The organism is Algoriphagus locisalis, from assembly GCF_900116615.1.
In the GTDB taxonomy this organism is placed as follows: Bacteria; Bacteroidota; Bacteroidia; order Cytophagales; family Cyclobacteriaceae; genus Algoriphagus; species Algoriphagus locisalis.
Genome location: NZ_FPBF01000004.1, coordinates 155,478 through 175,138, shown reverse-complemented (window position 1 = coordinate 175,138; position 19,661 = coordinate 155,478). Strand labels below are relative to the sequence as shown.

Genomic DNA, 19,661 nt, shown 5'->3' with positions numbered 1-19,661 from the left:
CCCCTTTTTTTGGTCTTGGCTGAATACTGAATGGGCTTTGTTCTTCTAGTTTACTTTTGATTGATTAAATTGAAATCTTCACAACAAAATACCGATTGTTATGTGCTATCATGTGAACCAGTTTTCCCTGGATTTTGATGAGGATTTCAAAGTGACAGTTCCTGAGTATTATGTAAAGGATAGTGCAGATCGCCACCACTTGAACGGATTTGCCCATCCTATGCTTTGGGTGATTGCTTCGGATAAGCCTGGGGAACTCCAGCAGATGGAATGGGGATTGATTCCCTTCTGGGTGAAAAACGCCGGGCAGGCTGCGGATATTGCCAATAAAACCCTCAATGCAAAATCTGAGACGGTATTTGAACTGCCCTCCTTCCGGGCAGCCATCAAGCAGCGCAGATGTATAATCCCTGTTACCGGATTTTACGAATGGAGACATTTTAAGAGCAATACCTATCCTTATTTTATCTATCCGGAGAATAGCAAGGTCTACCTGTTGGCAGGGATCTGGGAAGAATGGACCGATAAGGAAACCGGAGAAATCAGAAATACTTGTTCCATCATTACCACTGCGGCAAATGGATTGATGGAACAGATCCATAATACCAAGAAAAGAATGCCCCTGATTTTAGATAGCGCTAACGCCAGGGAATGGCTAAACTCTGGATTGGTTAAGGAAGAAATTAAAACTTTAATGAACCCCCTTGAGGCATCAAAGATGAAAGCCCATACCATCAGCAGGCTGGTGACTTCCCGTACCGAAAACTCCAATGTGGCGGAAGTGGCAGCACAGGAGGTATACGAAGAACTTCCCCAACTGCTTTCTTAAACAGGCTCCTCCAAATTGATTTCCGGCAGGTCTTCCAGGAGGTTATGGAGGTATCCGTCCCCCTGAGCGATCAATACAGGAGGTTGGTTTTCTCCCAGTCTGATCCGCACCGGAATTTCATTGGTGTTGGATAAAACAAACAGTTCCCATTGTCCGGATTCGATTCCCTGAATTGCCTCTTTGGTGCTGATTGCCCATCGCTGACCGGTATTGTTTACTCCACCGATCTTCAGGATCTGGATAGAATCCTTGCTTTTTTTGTCCTTTTCGATAAAATGGACGGTTAATTTTCTCATGCGTCTCTACTTCTCTACTGCTGCAAATATGTAAAATACTTGACAAACATTTGAGTAATGATCTTTAGTCAATGGCTATTTACGGGCTTAGAATTTCCAGGGTTTTTATACCCAAATTAATCCCTTTAAAATTGATGTGTTTATCTGAAGTTGCTGGCCCTAGAATTTAAAGTTTCAGGTCTTCCAACTTCCGGTTGATTTCTGCTATTCCCAATCCAATCTGTTGCAGCGTTAGGGTCTCGGTCGGCAATTCCCGTATCATGGAGTATTCAAACTTCCAGATCTCCCGCACTTCTTCTGCCCGTATCCGGAAGGGTTCATAAAGTGGATTGATTGAGCGGAGTATAAAAGTCCGTTCCTCCTCCATGAAGCTGACCATCTTGAAACTGATCCCCTCATTTTCAGTCACCACCACACAGGGAGTTTCCTTGCTGAATTTCCAGTCCATCAGATAAGAGCCGATGATGTAGGATCCCCCGGGTACAGGAAGCATGCTGTCACCTTCTGTCTGAAACATTCTGTACTTTTTATCCTTGGGTAAATTGGGCAACTGGAACACCGGGAGGGTACTGATAAACTCAGGATCCCCATATCCTCCCAGGTATCCTGCCTTTGCCTTGATCGGCACCAATTCTATGTTTTCCTCGTTGTTTCCGGTTACGGTGGTTGCCAATATCCTTACTTTGGATCCACTCAGAAAAACGTCGTTTCCAGCTTCAAGGTCCCGTATTTTCAGTTCACTGAGTTTGGAGAGATCTATCCTCAGTAGGGTGTCAACACTCATCCGGAAGAAATCAGCGCAGAGCAGCAGGTCATCAATGGGAGGTGATTTACTGCGCCCGTTTTCATGGGCATTCAGTTTTGCACGGGTTACACCCAGCTTTTCAGCGAGCTCATCCTGACTTAATTTCTTCCTCTTTCTGAGGAATCTAAGATTGCTTGCCCAAAAATATTTTTGACTTCTCATTTTTATTCGATACAATTAATGGCGATACAATGTTACTAATTGTATCAAAAATACTATAATTTCTGAGAAATGGAAAGGCATATTGTGCATATGGATCTGGATACCTTCTTTGTATCTGTGGAGCGGTTGAAAAACAGTGCCCTGAAGAATAAACCCGTCATCATCGGAGGAAGCTCAGACAGGGGAGTGGTCTCCTCCTGCAGCTATGAGGCACGTACTTTCGGGGTACATTCAGCCATGCCCATGCGTCTAGCAAAAAGACTCTGCCCCAATGCGTTTTACATCAAAGGGGATTACGACGGCTACACCCACTATTCCCGTCTGGTCACTGAGGTGATCCAGGATCAGGTGCCACTGATGGAGAAAGCCTCCATCGATGAGTTTTACCTGGACCTGACCGGGATGGACCGCTTTTTTGGTTGTGGCAAGTTTACAGCTGAGCTTAAAAACAAAATATACAATGAATCCGGGCTGCCTATTTCCTATGCATTGGCAGTGAACAAACTGGTTTCAAAAGTCGCCACCCATGATGCCAAGCCCAACGGGCAGATGACCGTTCCCTTTGGTAAGGAAAAGCCTTATTTGGCTCCGCTCCCTATCCGCAGGATGCCTGGCGTAGGGGAGAAAACCTCGGTGCTGCTGGAGCGCATGGGAGTGGAGAATATTAAACTACTTTCTGAAATTCCGCTTCGCATGATGCAGAACCTGTTGGGGAAATCAGGCATTGACCTTTCCAGAAAGGCCAACGGGATTGATGAATCCCCGGTGATTCCTTATACCGAACAGAAAAGCATAGGGACGGAGACCACCTTTGAATCTGATACGATAGATATACATTTCCTGCATGCCCAACTGGTACGCATGACTGAGAAAGTCGCTTTTGAAATGAGACAGAAGCAGAAACTCTGTGGGTGTATCACCGTCAAGCTGCGGTATTCTAATTTCGATACGGTAAGCAGGCAGTGTATGATTTCCTACAACAGTTCGGATGAAGTACTGCTGCAGCGGGCAAAGGAACTATTTACCAAGCTTTACGACCGTAGAATGCTGGTGCGTTTGGTAGGGGTGAAACTCAGCCATCTGGTGCAGGGAAATCAGCAGATCGATCTTTTTGAGCATACCGAGGAGGAAGTAAGCCTATACCAGGCCATTGACTGGATCAAAAACCGTTACGGTTCTGACAGTATTACCCGCGCCATCACTTTAAGCAGTATCTGATATGTTCCTGAATTGCAAAACCTGGTTCAGTTACCGTTACGGTACATTTTCCACCCAAGAGTTGGTGGATACAGCTGCGGATACCGGACTGTCCGCTCTGGCATTGACCAATATCAACAGCACAGCGGATCTCTGGGATTTCGTGGATTTCTGCAGGAATAAGAACATTAAGCCCATTGCGGGTGCGGAGATCAGAAACGGGGATGAATTCTGTTACCTGCTCCTGGCAAAAAACGATGGAGGACTGCTTGAAATCAACCGCTTTCTTTCTGCACACCTGCAGGAGGAACTTCCATTTCCCGAAAGACCGGACTGCTTTTCAGAGGTATTTGTCATTTATCCTGTGGGAAAATACGCAGCGGAAGAACTGAAGGCCCATGAATTTATCGGGGTGCTAGCAGGAGAGCTGAACCGTCTTAAAAAGCAGGAGCTGCAGGCATTTCCCAAAAAATGGCTGATCCGCCACCCGGTGACGGTTCAGGATAAAACCTACTTCAATGTACACCGCCTGTTAAGGGCAATCGGCAAAAACACCCTGATCACCAAGCTGGATGCAACTGACTTTGCATCCCCGGATGAAATGTTTGTTCCTGAGGCAGAGCTGATGGCTGCATTTCGGAATTTTCCGGTCATAATTACCAATACCCTTCAGTTGATTGATGCCTGTAGCATCCAAACGGAGTTGCATACAGACAAGAACAAACGGTGTTTTTCAGCCTCTCCTGAGGATGACAGGATTTTGTTGGAAAAGCTGGCCATGGAAGGGCTGGACTATCGGTATGGAAACAATCCGGTTGCTCGGCAACGGGTGGTCAAGGAACTGAAAATCATCAACGAGCTGAACTTCAATGCCTATTTCCTTATCGTATGGGATGTGATCCGCTATGCCCAGAACAGGGGTTTTTATCATGTGGGCAGGGGAAGCGGTGCCAATTCCATTGTGGCGTATTGCCTGAAAATCACTGATGTGGACCCGATCAAACTGGATCTCTATTTTGAGCGCTTTTTGAACCCGCACCGGACTTCCCCACCGGACTTTGACATTGATTTTTCATGGAAAGACCGGGATGAGGTCATCGACTATATATTCAAGCGCTACGGCAAAGACCATGTTTCGCTGTTGGGGATGTACAGCACCTTCCAGCGCAGAGCCGTGATCCGGGAACTGGGAAAGGTGTTTGGTCTGCCCAAGGAAGAAATTGACCAATTGGTCAGGGGCAAGGACCAGCCTATGAATGAGGATAAAATCCAGCGGACTATTCTCAAATACGGAAAGCTGTTGGAGAATTTTCCCAACCACCACAGCATCCACCCTGGGGGCATGCTGATTTCTGAAAAACCGATCTATCAATACACAGTCAATGAAATGCCTCCCAAAGGGTTTTGTACCGCACAGGTGGATATGTTCCTGGCAGAAAAGATCGGACTGTTCAAACTGGATATCCTCAGCCAGCGCGGATTGGGACATATCAAGGAAGCAATCAGGCTGGTGAAGAAAAACAGGGGGATTGATATCGATATCCACCGGGTGGAACAGTTTATGGTAGATCCCAAGGTGGCCAATCAGATCAAACAGGCAGATACCATCGGATGCTTTTACATAGAAAGTCCGGCTATGCGCCAGCTTCTTACCAAGCTTAAGTGTGAGGATTACCTTACCCTGGTGGCTGCCAGTTCTATTATCCGTCCCGGTGTGGCTCAGTCGGGTATGATGAAGCAATACATCGAGCGCTTCCATGATCCCAATAAGATTGTTTACCTGCATCCCAAGATGAAGGAGCTGCTGGAGGAAACCTACGGGGTGATGGTGTATCAGGAGGATGTGATCAAGGTAGCCCACCATTTTGGGGGAATGGATATGGGAGAGGCGGATATACTCCGGCGCGCCATGTCCGGGAAATACCGGGGACATGATAAGTTTATACAGATCAGGGAAAAGTTCTTTGCCAACTGCAGGGAACTGGGTTATGAGGAAGCGGTAACGGCTGAGGTGTGGAGGCAGATCGAATCCTTTGGTGGCTACTCATTTTCCAAGGCGCATTCCGCTTCTTTCGCGGTGGAAAGCTATCAGAGCCTGTATCTGAAAACTTATTATCCACAGGAGTTTATGGTTGCGGTCATCAATAATTTCGGGGGCTTTTACAGCACGGAGTTTTATTTCCATGAGCTGAAACGGACTGGTGCGAAGGTCCATCCGCCCTGTGTGAACAGCAGTGATTACCTGACCAATATTTCAGGCGATGAGGTATATGTAGGAATGATCCACATAGAGCAGCTGGAGAAATCACTCTGTGAGCGGATATTGATGGAAAGGGAACGATCAGGTCCGTATCTGGGGTTGCATGATTTTATCGAGCGTACGCATGCCGGTCCTGAAATGCTTAATATCCTGATCAGTGTGGGTGCATTTGGGTTTACTGGACTGGGTAAAAAGAAACTGCTGTGGCAGGCCAATTTTCTGCAGAAAAGACAGACTGAGCCAATGGATGCTCCCGCCCTGTTTAGGGAAGCGCCAATGGAATTTGTACTTCCGGATTTCCCGGATTATCCTCTGGAAGATGCCATAGATGAGATCAACGTGCTGGGGTTTGCCTTGACGGATATGTTCAGGCTGTGTGCAGATGATGGCAGGGGTACGGTGATGGCAGGTGAGATCGGCGGTCTTCTCGGCAAGACAGTAGAGATCCTGGGGCAATTGGTAACAACCAAAGATGTCAGGACAGTAAACAGGGAACACATGGCCTTTGGGACATTTCTGGATCCCAAGGGGGATTGGCTGGACACGGTGCATTTTCCAACTACGATGAAGCGTTTTCCTTTTCAGGGGAAGGGATTTTACAGGCTAAAAGGTAGAGTGGTGCAGGAATTCGGGGTGTATGCTTTGGAAGTGAATTTCATGAAAAAGATAGGGCTGAAGGATAAGAAGGCGCTGCTTTGAAAGAAGGAAAGAAGTATAGAATTAGTTAATGCTGACTTTCTCGATCTGTGGCATTAAATTCCCTCTAGGAAACAGTTTGCAGAAAAGCGTCTCACAACTTTTCATCCAAGAAATTGATTCTAGGTGGCTAGAGGACTCTTGTCGGTATTTGCACGGGTATTGTATCCTGATAGGCAGAAACTAATCCATCGAAATTATGACCTATGCCAATTCAATTCTTGGAATCCAGTCTCTTGGAAAATTTGTGCGATTAATTACCGGTCCGTCAGGCTTTCTGAATACCAGATACAAAAGTATGATGGGTTCTGTTCTCGCCGAAGAAGATGGGGCAGGATTTCCTTCCAAAGATTTTCCCTTGCCGGATAAGGAGGAAGTAAACCCTAACCCGGAGATTCCTCAAGAGGAAGAGTATCTACCCGATGAAGAAGAAGTGCCTGTTGAAGAACCACAAAAAGAAATTGAAGATCCTTCTTTTCCTGGTAAAGGGGATGACCTTCCTCCCATTGAAGAGGAAGAATTCCCGAAAACAGATCCTGTTTGATTGAACTGTAATTACTGGCTAGATTAGCTTAATTTCAATCTTACGGATAGCTCCTAATTCAACAAAGCAAAAAAGTATAGTTCAATACCGGTTAAATCCCCCAGATTATGAATGAAGACTCTGATAAAATGACTTCCATGGAAGATGATGTAGTTGCAAAAGTAATTATCCATATGCCTACAGAGCCAGAGGTGTCTTTTGAATGTCCCTTAATGTTCAAACTGCCTGAAGTAGGGCAGGTACTGGATCTGATATATGAAAATTTTATCACGGACCCGGATGAATGGGAGATAGCTCTTAGCACTTTGGAGAATGATGTGATGGTAATCGACAGAATTGAAGGTAATGATGTCTATCTAAGGGAAGGGAATCCAGAAAAATAAAATAGCATTTGAATAAATAGAATTCTCACCACTGCTTCTTTCATTCTGGCAGAATATAAGTATTGAACTTATGGGGTAATACAGTTGCATGTTTGAATTAGAATTTGAGCCTTTTCATAATTTTTTAGTACCAGTTATCCTTGGATAATCGCCCTTATAATTAATCACCCTGATTTTATGAAATCCAGTCTGTCTGAGCAGAAAGGCATGACTAAAAACGACACACAACTTGTTTCAGTAGAGACCCACTGTACTAGATTCTCCCGAATCAGGTCTGCTTGACAGTCAGGCAGGTTCGGAACAGGTAATATGGTCCCAAAAAAAAACAATTATAAACAGATGAAACTAAAGAAAGTAATAGAAAATGCGCTTGATATGCTGGAGAAAGCTGACAATGGAATCGTATTGCTGAATATGTATAATGAGGTAGTGCATCCTGCTGATGCAGCCTTCAGAGGGGAGGCCGTCCATCCTTACAACGCCAAGGCATTTATTGAAGAATCCCTGAGCCAGAATGGCTTGGATCTACGGGATAAGGAGCTGCGGATGCAGCTGCTGAAGCTGATCCTGATCCTGGAAGAAACGGAGGCCAACAAGAACAGAAAGAGAAAACTTGATGCAGTGCTGGAGGGGTATGAAATGGAGAGTTTTGGGAAGATCGTTTAAGTGGATCTCCTTTGACACTTCCTTTATTCGAAGTAGTCTTACCGGAGATTCAAGGGGACAGGATTGGAGTTGGGGAAATCTATACCATTTGCTATTAGGCTGTTATGGGGCGTTAAATACGATACTCCTTCGATGCTTTTACGACGCACCTCTGATCTGATATCGAAGAAGATTCGGAGATTGATTGGGATTACCATGTAGAAGTAACGGACTTTTTGTAACTGTAGTGAGACGACAGAACAGTAGATGTGGCAGGATTCGAATCTTTACTTGTAAAATTCTGATATACAATACTTTAAATGGTGATTTTTTCTTCAGTCACCAAATGAGGTATTTTTATTACATGGTTTAATTGTTTAATTTTCAGTAAGTTGACTGTATTTTGTGTGTTTTTAAGGAAAAGCATTAAAACAGTTGAAATCTGACTTTGCTATGCAAATTCTATAAAAGAACAGATTTCAGTTAAATAGCTTTCCATTCCTCTCATTCAGTTGTATTTCGTTTCCTTATTAAGCTTGCGGTTTCGGTTTTATTTGATGTCTCATCAGCTGGAACTGGCGATACAGAAGTCGAACTCTTTTGAGTATTTGGAGCGTTTGCCTAGGTTGTTTAGATCACTCTAAGTTTTTAATAGATCGAGATTTAGAAGTTAAATCTTTTATGATTAGAGAAATTTAATGTGAAATATATTTTTAGATGAAACAATATCAAAAATAATTGGGTTGATTATCAGTGGTTTGTGTATTTGGTTTGTATTCCGAAATTTAACTGATGTAGTCTGTTATTTGTATTACAAATGCATGTATTCTTATTACATAGTTTATTGTAAGAAATAGTTTACTTACAATACCCTATATAGGGTATTTTTTTATTTCAAGTATTTTAATTTGAATTGTAAGCTTTTTGCAAAAGTTAATAGCCATCTGAAAAATATCCCTATCGAAAAGGGTGTGTTGGAAAGTGGGGTGAAATTTTCTGAACTGACTGTCAAACTTCTGGATAAAATTGAGGAATTGACTATTTATTTGGTTGAACAAAATAAACGAATAATGGCCTTAGAAGCTCAATTGCAAGTTTCAAGGAAGAAATAAAACTAGATCTCATATTCTCAATTAATATATATGAAGAAAAGAATTACTCTCTTAGCAATCGCCTTCAATTTTAGTGCACTCTCATTCCATTTGATGGGTCAGACAACCACCTTTGATTATATGAATTCCAATGTTGGGTCACAGAAAACTATTTCTTGGAATACCTCAATATATGGATCTGGATTTGGACATAGATTGATAAGTATTGATCCTGGGGGGGCTACAACTTTAAACTTACAGGCAAGGCATAATTCAGCAACTTGGAAAGATGCTATAGTAATAAATTCACAAGGCTATGTGGGATTCGGTTTAAATCCTTCTACCTATCCATTTCACTTTAAATTTGCATCCGCAAATAGAGCTAGGTTTGAATTTATAACCAATACAATTGATTTGGTGAGCTATGCACCAAGCACCAATGATTATGGCAACTCTGCTGGGGTTTTTATGTCGGGACAAGACGGTCTGATAATGACTGGGCAGGGAAATAACCTACGATTTATAACAAATAATGGCAGTTATTTGGAGCGAATGCGAATTCTTCCAAATGGAAACGTTGGGATCAATACAAAAAATCCAGCTTATACTTTATCTGTTAACGGGATAATTGGGGCACAGGAAGTAAATGTCACTACCACAGGCTGGGCAGACTATGTATTCAAGCCTGAGTATCACTTGATGCCTCTTTCAGAACTGGAATCTTTTATTGAGAAGAATGGACACCTGCCTAATGTTCCAACTGAGAGGGAAGTAATAGAAAATGGAGTCAATCTGGCTGAAATGAATGTGAAGCTATTGGAGAAGGTGGAAGAGTTGACGCTGTATATTATCCGACTGGAGAAGAGCCTCAAATCACAGAAGCAGGATATCTCAGTGTTGAAGAGGAAATTAGAATAGTTTTTTTGGTTCTATATCAAAGTTTTATATAGTATTATAAATACTGCTTATGGTTGTGTCTTTAGGATTATGGAATTAAAAATTATGTTAATTATTTTAGGTGGTATGATAGCCAAGTCTATGTTTGATCAAGTACATTTTCTAAATGTGACCACTCCTTATCTAGATACTGCTACTTTTGTTTTATTAACAGAGGATGTAATTAATTGTTGTGCCTAAATTGTTAATCTTAATATATTGTATTTAAATTATAGAATTAATAAGGAGTTGGTTATTGTGTTGTTTAGGTAAATTTATTTTAATTAATATGTGTTATGAATTTTTTAGTATTATTTTTAAATATTTAAAGTTGATTGAAAGTAAAATTTGTGTATCAGAAAATAATATGTTATGAAATTGAATAGTATTTTGTTTTTAAAATTCAGTCTTTCTTTGCTGCTTTTTTTATTATTTGAGACGGAGATCGTGGTGGGGCAAACTTCCTTTGTTGAGGTTGAACCAAGTGTCAATGCCCAGCAATTTCTGTCCCCACATTCTAGTGAAAACAGTCTTCAAACAGGTCAATTTTCTTTCAATATTCCGCTTTTTAATCTTGAAAGCCAAGGGGTTGATGTGCCTGTTTTATTATCGTTTAACGGCGGTAGTGTGTCTAATGAATCTGAGGCTTCCCATATTGGATTAGGTTGGTCTCTTATGGCTGGTGGGGTGATAACACAAGTAATAAGGGATAAGAACGACGAAAACACTACTACTTCTAATAACATACCTTGGCAAAATCAACAAAATTATCTGCAAGCGAAGTGGCAAGAGCAAGAAATGAATATTTATACAAATAATTTATTTGATCAAGCAATGTCACAAGTAATAGGATTCGATGGTGAGCCTGATATTTTTAAATATTCATTTCAGGGGTATTCAGGAAACATCAAGTATTTGAAGAATAGTAGCGGCGATGTTTCAGGTACTTTATATCCTGATAAATCATTTAAAATCGAAAAACTGCAAGAGGGTTTCAAAATAGTAACAAATGATGCAGTAGAATATCTGTTTACAGCTAAAGAAGTTTTGGTCTCCGGTTCTGGACAGATTTCTACCAGTTGGTTTTTAAAGGAAATAAGAACTTTACAGGGCGGTAACGTCATATTTCATTATGTAGATGAATACTCCTATAATTTATCAGATAAAATTTCCGCCTCCAGTTATTCTCATTATATATCTAAGAGATTAAGCAGGATTGATTATGATTACGGATATGTGGTCTTGAGTTCTTCGATTAGAAATGATATGTATTTTAATGGAGGAAGTTCAGATGCAAAAAGGATTGTTAATGTAGAAATGTTCAATAACGAAGGGTTATTGATCAAGGGTTTTGAATTTGGAAATACTAGTTATTTTTCAAATGCTGATCCAACTGGCTCCAATTTCCATAACCTAAGGCTAAAGTTGGATAGTGTAAAGGAATATGGACCAAACGGGTTTTTTAAGCCGCCATATGTGTTTACTTACGATAGTTATTTTGGACTTGCAAAGACCTCTACTGCCCAAATCAATAATTTTCCTTTGCCAAAGACCTCTTGGGCCACTAACCCTGGTAGTTTGGCTGTTGTCGACAGGGATTTAAATGGTAATGTTAGTCCTAGAATTCAAATAACTTGCATTAGTCCTCCAGGTTATCCTCAAGTATGTATACCAAGTATAATTGGTTTTGAGACCTTTCAGGATCCTAGTGCTGGCTCTACACTTTCTGACTTTCTATGTTTAACTAAAGTTGTTTTTCCTACTGGAGGATATGAGACTTATTCATATAGCAGACATGACTATAGTTTTTATCCCAATTCTACAGACACCATTAGTCCTAATGAATATTTTTCTCAAAATAGCTCAATTCGTGGAAAAAGGTTACAGAATAAAATAATAGTTGATAATACTGGTAATGTCCAAATTGTAGAGTATCAATATTTTCTTCATGATAACAATTATGGATTAGTCCGTGAGGGGACCAAAGCAATTTCAAGCGGTGTGCTGGTCAATCCAGCTGTACTTTCCACCACCATGTACAAACCTACATCCGAATTAAGCACTGCTAGATTACATGCTTCGAGACACGCCACGAATGAGCCCCAAAATGGTCAAATGGGATCAGCTGTTTATTATTCAGAAGTTGAAGAGGTTTATAGGACAGGACTTGGATTAACAAACGGTAAAAATATTTATTTCTTTGAAAAAATGTATTCTATACCTGCTGAGAATTACGTTTACCTGAATTATTCAAGGGACGGAAGTTACTTTACTAAAGATAATCGTCTGATAAGTTTGCCTAATACGAAGTATGGAAAAGAAGATGGATACCAGTATTTGGATCCATTAGTTGCAGGCCTTTCCGATCAATATTTCACTTATTTAGCATATCCTTTAGGGAGATTTTATTTATCGGAACTTAGAGCAGGTAGGATATTGAAAGAAGTAACTCTGAACTCAAATGGTAATGTTGTCAGGGAAATATTGAACGAGTATACGCCTGCTGATGGTTTAGAGTCAACCATTTACGGATTGCTCGTTAAGAAATTTGATGACAACGATTACAGTGCCAATCCTAATCCTTCTTTCGAGGTAAACAGGTATCTGATAAGTAAAACGAAGGTTAGTTTTGGTACTGTGCGACTGCTTAAGAAAACTATTACCGACTACCACCCGACAGGTACACTGATAAAAGAAAATGCTTTTACCTATAATCCACTTAATTTGCTAAAATCGAGTTCAATAAGTGGTAGCGAAGGTGTCCCTTTTTCAACTCATTATAATTATGTAAATGATGTCCTTTTTGAGACTCAATCAGGTTTGTCTGATCAGGCGCTGTCAATAAAAGCAATGAAGGAGCTTAATATGATAGGGACTCCATTGCAAACATCTTTTAAAAAAGGGACTATTCTTACAGGAGGCAATTATAGCTCTTATAAGCTTTTGCCAAATGGTATCGTAGTTGCTGATACTGTTTTTAGTTTGGAGGTGCCTTCGGTGGGGAATGTGGCGATACCCTTTGTAAACAACACAGGGCAGGTAGAACGCAATTCCAATTTTCAGGAACAAAAAGTGTTTATTTCCTATGACGAAAATATTAATCCTGAGCAGATAATTGGAACAGAAGGAATTTTGAAATCAATTATTTGGGGCTATGTTGGGCAATATCCAATTGCTGAAATATCAAATGCGGAAATAAATCAAGTTTCCTATAGCAGTTTCGAGACTACCGACAAAGGAGGTTGGTCGTATAGTGGTGCGCCAATTACAACCTATAAGACCGGCAAGAAGGGGTATAATTTAAGTTCGGGGTCGGTTACCAAGACGGGGATTTCCGCCTCCTCCTCCAGCCCCTACCGTGTTGGCTTTTGGGCAAAGACAGTGTCAGGCACCGGTTCGGTGAATGTGGGGGGCCAGAGCGAATCCCTTACAACAGTCTGGAAATGGGTGGAAAAAAACATTACCACTACCAGCCTGACCATATCGGGAAGCAATATTATTATAGATGAGCTGAGGCTTCACCCCGAAGATGCCATGATGACCAGCTATACGTACAAGCCGTTGGTGGGGATGACCAGCCGGACCGACCCCCGGGGCTATACGGTTACCTATGTTTACGATACTGCGAACCGTCTTCAGACCGTCAAGGACGAAGACGGAAATATATTGGAGCACTACGAATACAACTACGCCACCGGTAACTGATTTTTAAGATGAGACACTATCTGTTTACTACTCTTTCTCTTTTTCTGGTTACCGTGTCGGCCTCAATTGGCCAGACGACAGAAAACTTTGTCAAGACTTATAAAGCCCGTACGGGGACCAGCTCGGTCACTACGGTCACTACAGGTACACCCAACCAGTCCTATAAAAGCTTTACTTATTTGGACGGTCTTGGTAGGCCCAAACAGACCATAGGCAAGCAGTCCACCATTAACGGGAAGGACCTGATCATACCCATAGACTACGATGATTTTGGCCGTCAGGAAAAAGAATACCTGCCATATTTTGAAAATACAACGGTTGGTCAGGACGGTAGTTTCCGATCTGATGCACTGGATGCGCATGCCAGCAGAACCGCTCCTATTTACGGGGATACCTATGGCTATTCCCAAACCCTTTTTGAAGCTTCCCCTCTAAACCGGGTGGATAAGCAGGCTGCTCCGGGCAATGCCTGGAGAATGGGATCGACCAAAGAAGTGAAGTTCAGCAGGAGAACCAACACTTCGGGGGAGGGTGTAAGGATCTTTACTGTAAACAGCACCGGACTTCCCGTCACTTCAGCTGCCTATGGGAACAACCTGCTTTGGGTGGAAATCACCCAGGATGAGGATGATAAAACAACCGTTCAGTACACTGATAAACTGGGCAGGGTAATCCTGAAAAAGGTGCAGAATACAGCCACCCCCACGGGAAACGGACATTCAGGCTGGCTTTGTACGTATTATGTGTACGATGACCTGGGCCAATTGCGTGTGGTCATTCCCCCGCAGGCAACACAGATCATGTTGACAAAGGGGTGGAACCTTTCAACGAATGCAACGTTGGCCGATGCCCAGTATTTCCGGTATACCTATGACGGAAGGGGACGGATGATTGAGAAGAGGGTACCGGGCAAAGGACTGGAATCGATGCTGTACGACAATCAGGACCGCATGGTGGGGTTTCAGGATGCGAATATGTTTGCAGCTTCCCCTAAAGAATGGCTTTATACCAAATATGATGCGTTGGGAAGAGTGGTCATGACAGGGATCGTCACCACCAACACCTTGAGGGAGTCCCTGCAGACCACATTGAATACGTCCGGTGCCAACAACGCCACAGTGAAAGCGAACACGGCAAAGATAAAAACAGGGACAACCATTACTTCTGCCAAGTACGACGGCTATCAGGAGTATGTTGCTTCCAGCTCGATCACCCTTCAGAACGGATTTGCCATGAAGGCAACCGGAAACCAGAGCTTCACGGCCAGGATTGGTACACCACCCGCTTCGGGAGCAGCCGGTGCATGGCCTACAAATGAGGGGGAGATCCTGACGGTAAATTATTACGACTCCTACCAGTACCTGACCGGCTTTTCGTATGCCAATCCGGGTACACCCTTTCTGTCTGCCGCCAGTACAAGGGTTCATGGCCTGCAGACAGGCAAGAAGGTAAAGAATCTTGAGACCGGTGAATTTTATACCACTGCGTTCTATTATGACAACAAGGGCAGAGTGATCCAGACGCTGGGACAGCATCAGGTTGGCGGAACGGTCCGTGCTTCCACGGCCTATAACTTCGAAGACCAGCCTACCCACAGTCTGACAACCAATTCCCTGTCCTCCAATTATACGGTTCTCCGTACTTATCTCTATAATGTGATCGGCCAGCTGGCTACCGTTACCCATAAAGTAGGAAGTGGATCACCTAAGATCCTTGCACAATACACCTACGATGACCTGGGACGCCAGACAGGCAAGACCTTCCCGACGGTTGCCTCCAATGCCAACCAGACCAGTACATATAATATCCGGGGCTGGCTGACAGGACAGGGGTCAGGGTTTACGGGAATCTTCAAGCAGACCCTGTATTATAATACAGGGGCGACTGCCAACAGGTTCAACGGGAACATCGCCAGGGTTTCCTGGACAGGGGGGCAGGAGACCACCCCGGTAACGCGTACCTACAATTACGCCTATGACAATGCAAACAGGATCACTGGAGCCACATTCACTTCAACAGGCAGCGGGGAAAACAGCCGCTACAACCTGAGCGGGATTTCCTATGATGCCAACGGTAATATCAAGACTATGACCCGCCGGGGGGAGAGGGCTGCCGGGAACTATAACCTCGTCGATGCCCTAACCTATAAATACGACAGCACAACGACCTTTGGAGATGTCTATTCCAATAGATTACTAAATGTAAAAGACAGAGAGGCTTCCAATACCTATACCTCCAAAGACTTCAAGCCAAATGGAGGGGCAACGGGGAATTACCTCTACGATGCCAACGGGAACCAGCGGGTCAACAAAGACAAGAGAATTTCGGAGACCAAATTCAACCACCTAAACCTGCCGGAGGAGATCAGCTTCTCCACTGGGGGTAAGCTGAGGTTCGTTTATGATGCGGAAGGGAACAAACTTACCCAAAAGGTTTACAACGGCAGTGGGACCCTGACCAAGACCCAGGATTACATCGGTGAAGTAGTGCTTTTGAACGGAGGGCTGGATTACCTGGTACATGAGGAGGGAAGGATAGTTGCCGAAGACGATAAACTTTGGAGCGAATTCTATGTAAAGGACCACTTGGGGAATGTGCGTCAGGTGCTGCGTAGCCCCACTAGCCAGGTTTATATAGCTACAATGGAATCCGGCCGTGCTGCATCAGAGGAGATGGAGTTTTCCATGGTATCTGAATCCAGACAGACCGAACCGGAGCATAACGTCACCCAAGGAGGAAACAAAGTGGCTTGGCTGAACGCCAATAGGGGCAGAATGGTAGGTCCGGGACGTACCCAGGAGATCTATGCGGGAGACAGTCTTAAACTGCAGGTGTACGGCAAATACCTGGAAGACAAAAAGCAGAAGGCGAATGCTGCGAGCTTTATGGCAGCGGGAGGCAAGGAAAGACTGGTAGCTGACCTGAACGAACTGGCACTGAGCACCCAGCGTGCAGGCGGGGCAAATCCTATAGCCTTACTGAATCTGGCGGATATCCTGGCTAAGGATCTGCAGAAGAAAGAAGCTCCGGAGGCCTACATGATGTATGCCCTCTACGATCAGGATAGCAACAGATACGAAGTAGGCAAGAAAGTCCTTTCCAAAAATGCGGCAAACCAGCATGAGGTGTTGGAGGAGAATATGTATATTTCTAGAGACGGATATATGGAAACCTTTGTGGTAAACGAAACTTCAGAGGATGTCTGGTTTGACAATATGATGGTGATGAGTGTGAGTTCGGCCATAGTGCAGGAAACCCATTATGATCCTTGGGGATTGGAGCTGAAAGGGCTGGGCTTTCAGCATGGGTTAATTAAGGCAAATAAATATCTCTACAACAGCAAGGAGCTCCTGGACGACCAGAACCTCAATCTATACGACTACGGGGCACGTTATTACGACCCTGCCATAGGACGCTGGACCGGCCCAGATCCGATGGCCAGTGAAAGGGAATGGCTCTCTCCCTATAATTATGTACAGAACAATCCGATGTTGAGAGTGGATCCGGATGGGATGCTGGATGAATACAACTTTAATGTTGATAATGGGGAGTTTGAATGGATTAGTGATAAAGGAGGGGATGAAACCCAGTATGTTAATATTGTAAATAGTGAAGGGGGTAAACTGGGACAAGGAAGCGTCTCAGGATCCGAAGTATATGCCTATAGGCTAAAAGAAAGTGTTGTGTTAACTAATTTTGATGCTGCTTTTGACGACCAGACATATAACGCCAACAGTAATTATGAGTATAGCTTTGATGAATTTAGTTTAAGAAGTGATTTATTAAAATCCGATGATGTAATCAGTCGTTATTTAACATCATCTGAAAAAGGAGGTAAGGCGGGTCCCCTAACATATTCAGCTGAAGAATCACGCTATGGCTATACATCAATGAGACTGAAGATGATGATCTCATCTATTGATCAAAGCTTCGATGCGATGCCTTCATTTCATTCATTACCTAAGGCTACAAAATTTGGAACAACGATCCGAGAGGCTGGGTACATTAGTACAGGGCTCAAGGGAAATAAAGGAGTTGCTTCCCTGACAAATCAAACATCTTGGAATCAATTTTTAAAGGCGAATACCGGGAATTATTCGGGCAAAGGATGGCAGAGAAGAGCTGCAGCGGATTATTATAAATCAAATTATTATAAGAAATGAAAAGATATGTAAAACAGATCTGTGCGGCATTGTTTATGATCATGGCTGCTAGCTGTAGAGATAGTTATGAAATTAAAGATGCTGACATAAATAAAATTGATACAAGCGGAGTATATATCTCGTTTGAATACTTAGAGGAGACATACTTTAAAAAAATCCCTTTGGACTCTGTTACCGAAGATTTTAATTCGTCAGATAGGTTAAGAATCAAAGTTAAAAAGGACAATCCCGAAAAAGTTGAAATCCTCTCTGTTATAAAAGCCAAATGGGATAGGGAGATGTCGTCTATCCCATTAAAGCAACGAAAGAGAGGGAAGGTTTATGATTATTACTCGGTGGATAAAAAGCCAGTAATATTAGGGGCATCAGATGAGTATGAAAATGATTCTTTGATAGAAAAGTTGCTAAGGGAGGGGGGACATAGTCAAAATGAAGTTAAATTAGTAGGGGTCAATACTTTGATAAATGGTAAAGGTGATATCCAGTTTGAAAGTGCGTATACAGATGAAGAAGTTGAAATCGAATATCTAAAGTCAGTCATTAATGGGTTACCCAAATTCACTCCACCCTTGAAAAATGGAGATACTGTTACAGTAGGTTATTTGATTGAAGTTCCCATATATTCAGTTAAGAAATAGACTCATTCGTTTAAGCCATGTCTAATAAATACCTCTACAACGGCAAGGAGCTGATTGAGGACAACGGTCTTCATTACTATGACTATGGGGCCAAAATGTATGATGCTACGATAGGGAGATGGGGAGTTGCGGATCCCTTGGCAAGCAAACGGGAATGGGTTTCGCCATACAACTTTGTGCAGAACAACCCATTATCGAGAATTGACCCGTATGGGGCTTTTGATATTTTGGTACACGGTGACAATGGATCCAGTATCAATATTGAAACTGACCGGATTGACGTAGAAGTCGATGCAAGCTTTTTGGGGATTGATTTTGGCGGAAATTATTCGGCTAGCGGAACTGATGCAGTGATTACTGGCCTTGATATTGTTGGTGTTTTTGATCCCACTGGCGTTGCTGATGGTCTAGCCGCAACTTTATCCTTTCAACAGGGAGATTACTGGGGCGGAGCAGCCAGTATTGCAGGGTTTTTACCCTTGGCAGGAGATGCCGCCAAAATACCGAAAATCTCTAAAGGAATCGATAAAATAATGGCAGGGTTTGATGCTGGAGACAAAATAGCAGGCACTTCCCGAGCGGCCAGACGACAAGTTATGAGAGATTCAGGAATTCCTACGAGTCAACCTCTTATGAAAGATAGGGCTACTAAATCTGAAGATGACGTTTTTCTAACCAGAGACGGCAAAAGTACTGTCCAAAATTCAACTAATGATGTAAGTCATCCAGGACAGCCACATTGGGAAGCGGGACCAACAAAACAAGATCCAAGTCGCCCTGATGGTTTGAATAGAAGTGGAAAAAATAATAAGCCTCAATTGGGTAAACCTAAATCAAAAGTTTATTATGAACAATAGATTGGAGATACTTAAGAAAAAAGCAATTGGCAAGTCTAAATTTAATGCTTATCAGAATCATTTTAGAGACTTTAGTAGTTCTAAACATATTGACCTAGAGAGTAGTGAAAACTTGTTGCAGTCACTTAACTTCTCTCATTCCTCAGAGGAAATTATTGATTCGGAGAACAATTTTATTGAGTCCGAATTGCTTCGAAAGCTCTATAAACAAGTTGATGAAGGGTCGATCTCTTATGCTTTTACCGATGATTTTGAATACTGTGGTGTCTATTTGGTCAAAACTAAAGAAGCTATTGAAAAATCATTTAGAATTGCACGAGAAGATTATAATCATACGTTTTTCTTCCTTGAAGCTGCAAGTAAATTCTTTGTGCGAATAAATTTTTATGATCGCTCACATCTAGATTTTCCAGCCAGCTTTGATATACAAATAAGTGAGAACTATTAAAAGCTC

14 protein-coding genes are annotated in these 19,661 nt (G+C 42.6%); 12 read left to right on the top strand and 2 right to left on the bottom strand.

Going from position 1 to position 19,661, the window contains the following annotated elements; translation table 11 throughout:
• The first annotated feature begins 100 nt into the window (after positions 1-100).
• Positions 101-829, top strand: coding sequence for an SOS response-associated peptidase (locus BM386_RS12960; protein ID WP_091694908.1), 729 nt, complete (start codon positions 101-103; stop codon positions 827-829).
• Here BM386_RS12960 and BM386_RS12955 read toward each other — a convergent pair.
• A complete protein-coding gene (locus BM386_RS12955) occupies positions 826-1,125 on the bottom strand; it encodes a DUF3892 domain-containing protein (protein WP_091694906.1) in 300 nt (99 codons plus the stop codon). The two genes, BM386_RS12960 and BM386_RS12955, sit on opposite strands and share 4 nt — an antisense overlap.
• 166 nt (positions 1,126-1,291) lie before the next feature.
• On the bottom strand, positions 1,292-2,092 hold the full coding sequence (locus BM386_RS12950; RefSeq protein ID WP_091694903.1) for an XRE family transcriptional regulator: 801 nt from the start codon (positions 2,090-2,092) through the stop codon (positions 1,292-1,294).
• A gap of 69 nt (positions 2,093-2,161) precedes the next feature.
• Here BM386_RS12950 and dinB point away from each other — a divergent pair, with 69 nt between their 5' ends.
• The 11 genes from dinB to BM386_RS12890 all read left to right on the top strand — a co-directional run bounded on the left by dinB (position 2,162) and on the right by BM386_RS12890 (position 19,655).
• Positions 2,162-3,310, top strand: a complete 1,149-nt coding sequence (dinB, locus tag BM386_RS12945) for a DNA polymerase IV (RefSeq protein WP_091694901.1) — start codon at positions 2,162-2,164, stop codon at positions 3,308-3,310.
• Position 3,311: 1 nt separating this feature from the next.
• A complete protein-coding gene (locus tag BM386_RS12940) occupies positions 3,312-6,248 on the top strand; it encodes a DNA polymerase III subunit alpha (protein ID WP_091694898.1) in 2,937 nt (978 codons plus the stop codon).
• Positions 6,249-6,444: 196 nt separating this feature from the next.
• Positions 6,445-6,789, top strand: a complete 345-nt coding sequence (locus BM386_RS12935) for a hypothetical protein (RefSeq protein WP_091694895.1) — start codon at positions 6,445-6,447, stop codon at positions 6,787-6,789.
• Between the two features lie 107 nt (positions 6,790-6,896).
• On the top strand, positions 6,897-7,172 hold the full coding sequence (locus BM386_RS12930; RefSeq protein ID WP_091694892.1) for a hypothetical protein: 276 nt from the start codon (positions 6,897-6,899) through the stop codon (positions 7,170-7,172).
• Positions 7,173-7,511: 339 nt separating this feature from the next.
• On the top strand, positions 7,512-7,838 hold the full coding sequence (locus BM386_RS12925; protein ID WP_139235909.1) for a hypothetical protein: 327 nt from the start codon (positions 7,512-7,514) through the stop codon (positions 7,836-7,838).
• A gap of 1,121 nt (positions 7,839-8,959) precedes the next feature.
• Positions 8,960-9,826, top strand: a complete 867-nt coding sequence (locus BM386_RS12915; RefSeq protein WP_139235908.1) for a hypothetical protein — start codon at positions 8,960-8,962, stop codon at positions 9,824-9,826.
• Positions 9,827-10,216: 390 nt separating this feature from the next.
• The gene (locus tag BM386_RS12910) at positions 10,217-13,549 is read left to right on the top strand and encodes an RHS repeat protein (protein WP_091694882.1); all 3,333 of its coding nucleotides are present in this window, start codon (positions 10,217-10,219) and stop codon (positions 13,547-13,549) included.
• 8 nt (positions 13,550-13,557) lie between these two features.
• Positions 13,558-17,712: a DUF6443 domain-containing protein gene (locus BM386_RS12905; RefSeq protein ID WP_091694879.1), complete on the top strand. Its 4,155-nt coding sequence runs from the start codon at positions 13,558-13,560 to the stop codon at positions 17,710-17,712.
• Positions 17,709-18,350 carry an early set domain-containing protein gene (locus BM386_RS12900; RefSeq protein ID WP_091694877.1) on the top strand — a complete coding sequence of 214 codons (642 nt, stop codon included), beginning with the start codon at positions 17,709-17,711 and terminating at the stop codon, positions 18,348-18,350. Before BM386_RS12905 ends, BM386_RS12900 begins: the two co-directional genes overlap by 4 nt.
• 17 nt (positions 18,351-18,367) lie before the next feature.
• Positions 18,368-19,207 (top strand): RHS repeat-associated core domain-containing protein, encoded by an 840-nt coding sequence (locus tag BM386_RS12895; protein WP_091694875.1) that lies wholly within the window; start codon positions 18,368-18,370, stop codon positions 19,205-19,207.
• On the top strand, positions 19,197-19,655 hold the full coding sequence (locus BM386_RS12890) for a hypothetical protein (protein WP_091694872.1): 459 nt from the start codon (positions 19,197-19,199) through the stop codon (positions 19,653-19,655). The genes BM386_RS12895 and BM386_RS12890 overlap by 11 nt, the downstream gene beginning before the upstream one ends.
• Positions 19,656-19,661 lie beyond the last annotated feature (6 nt).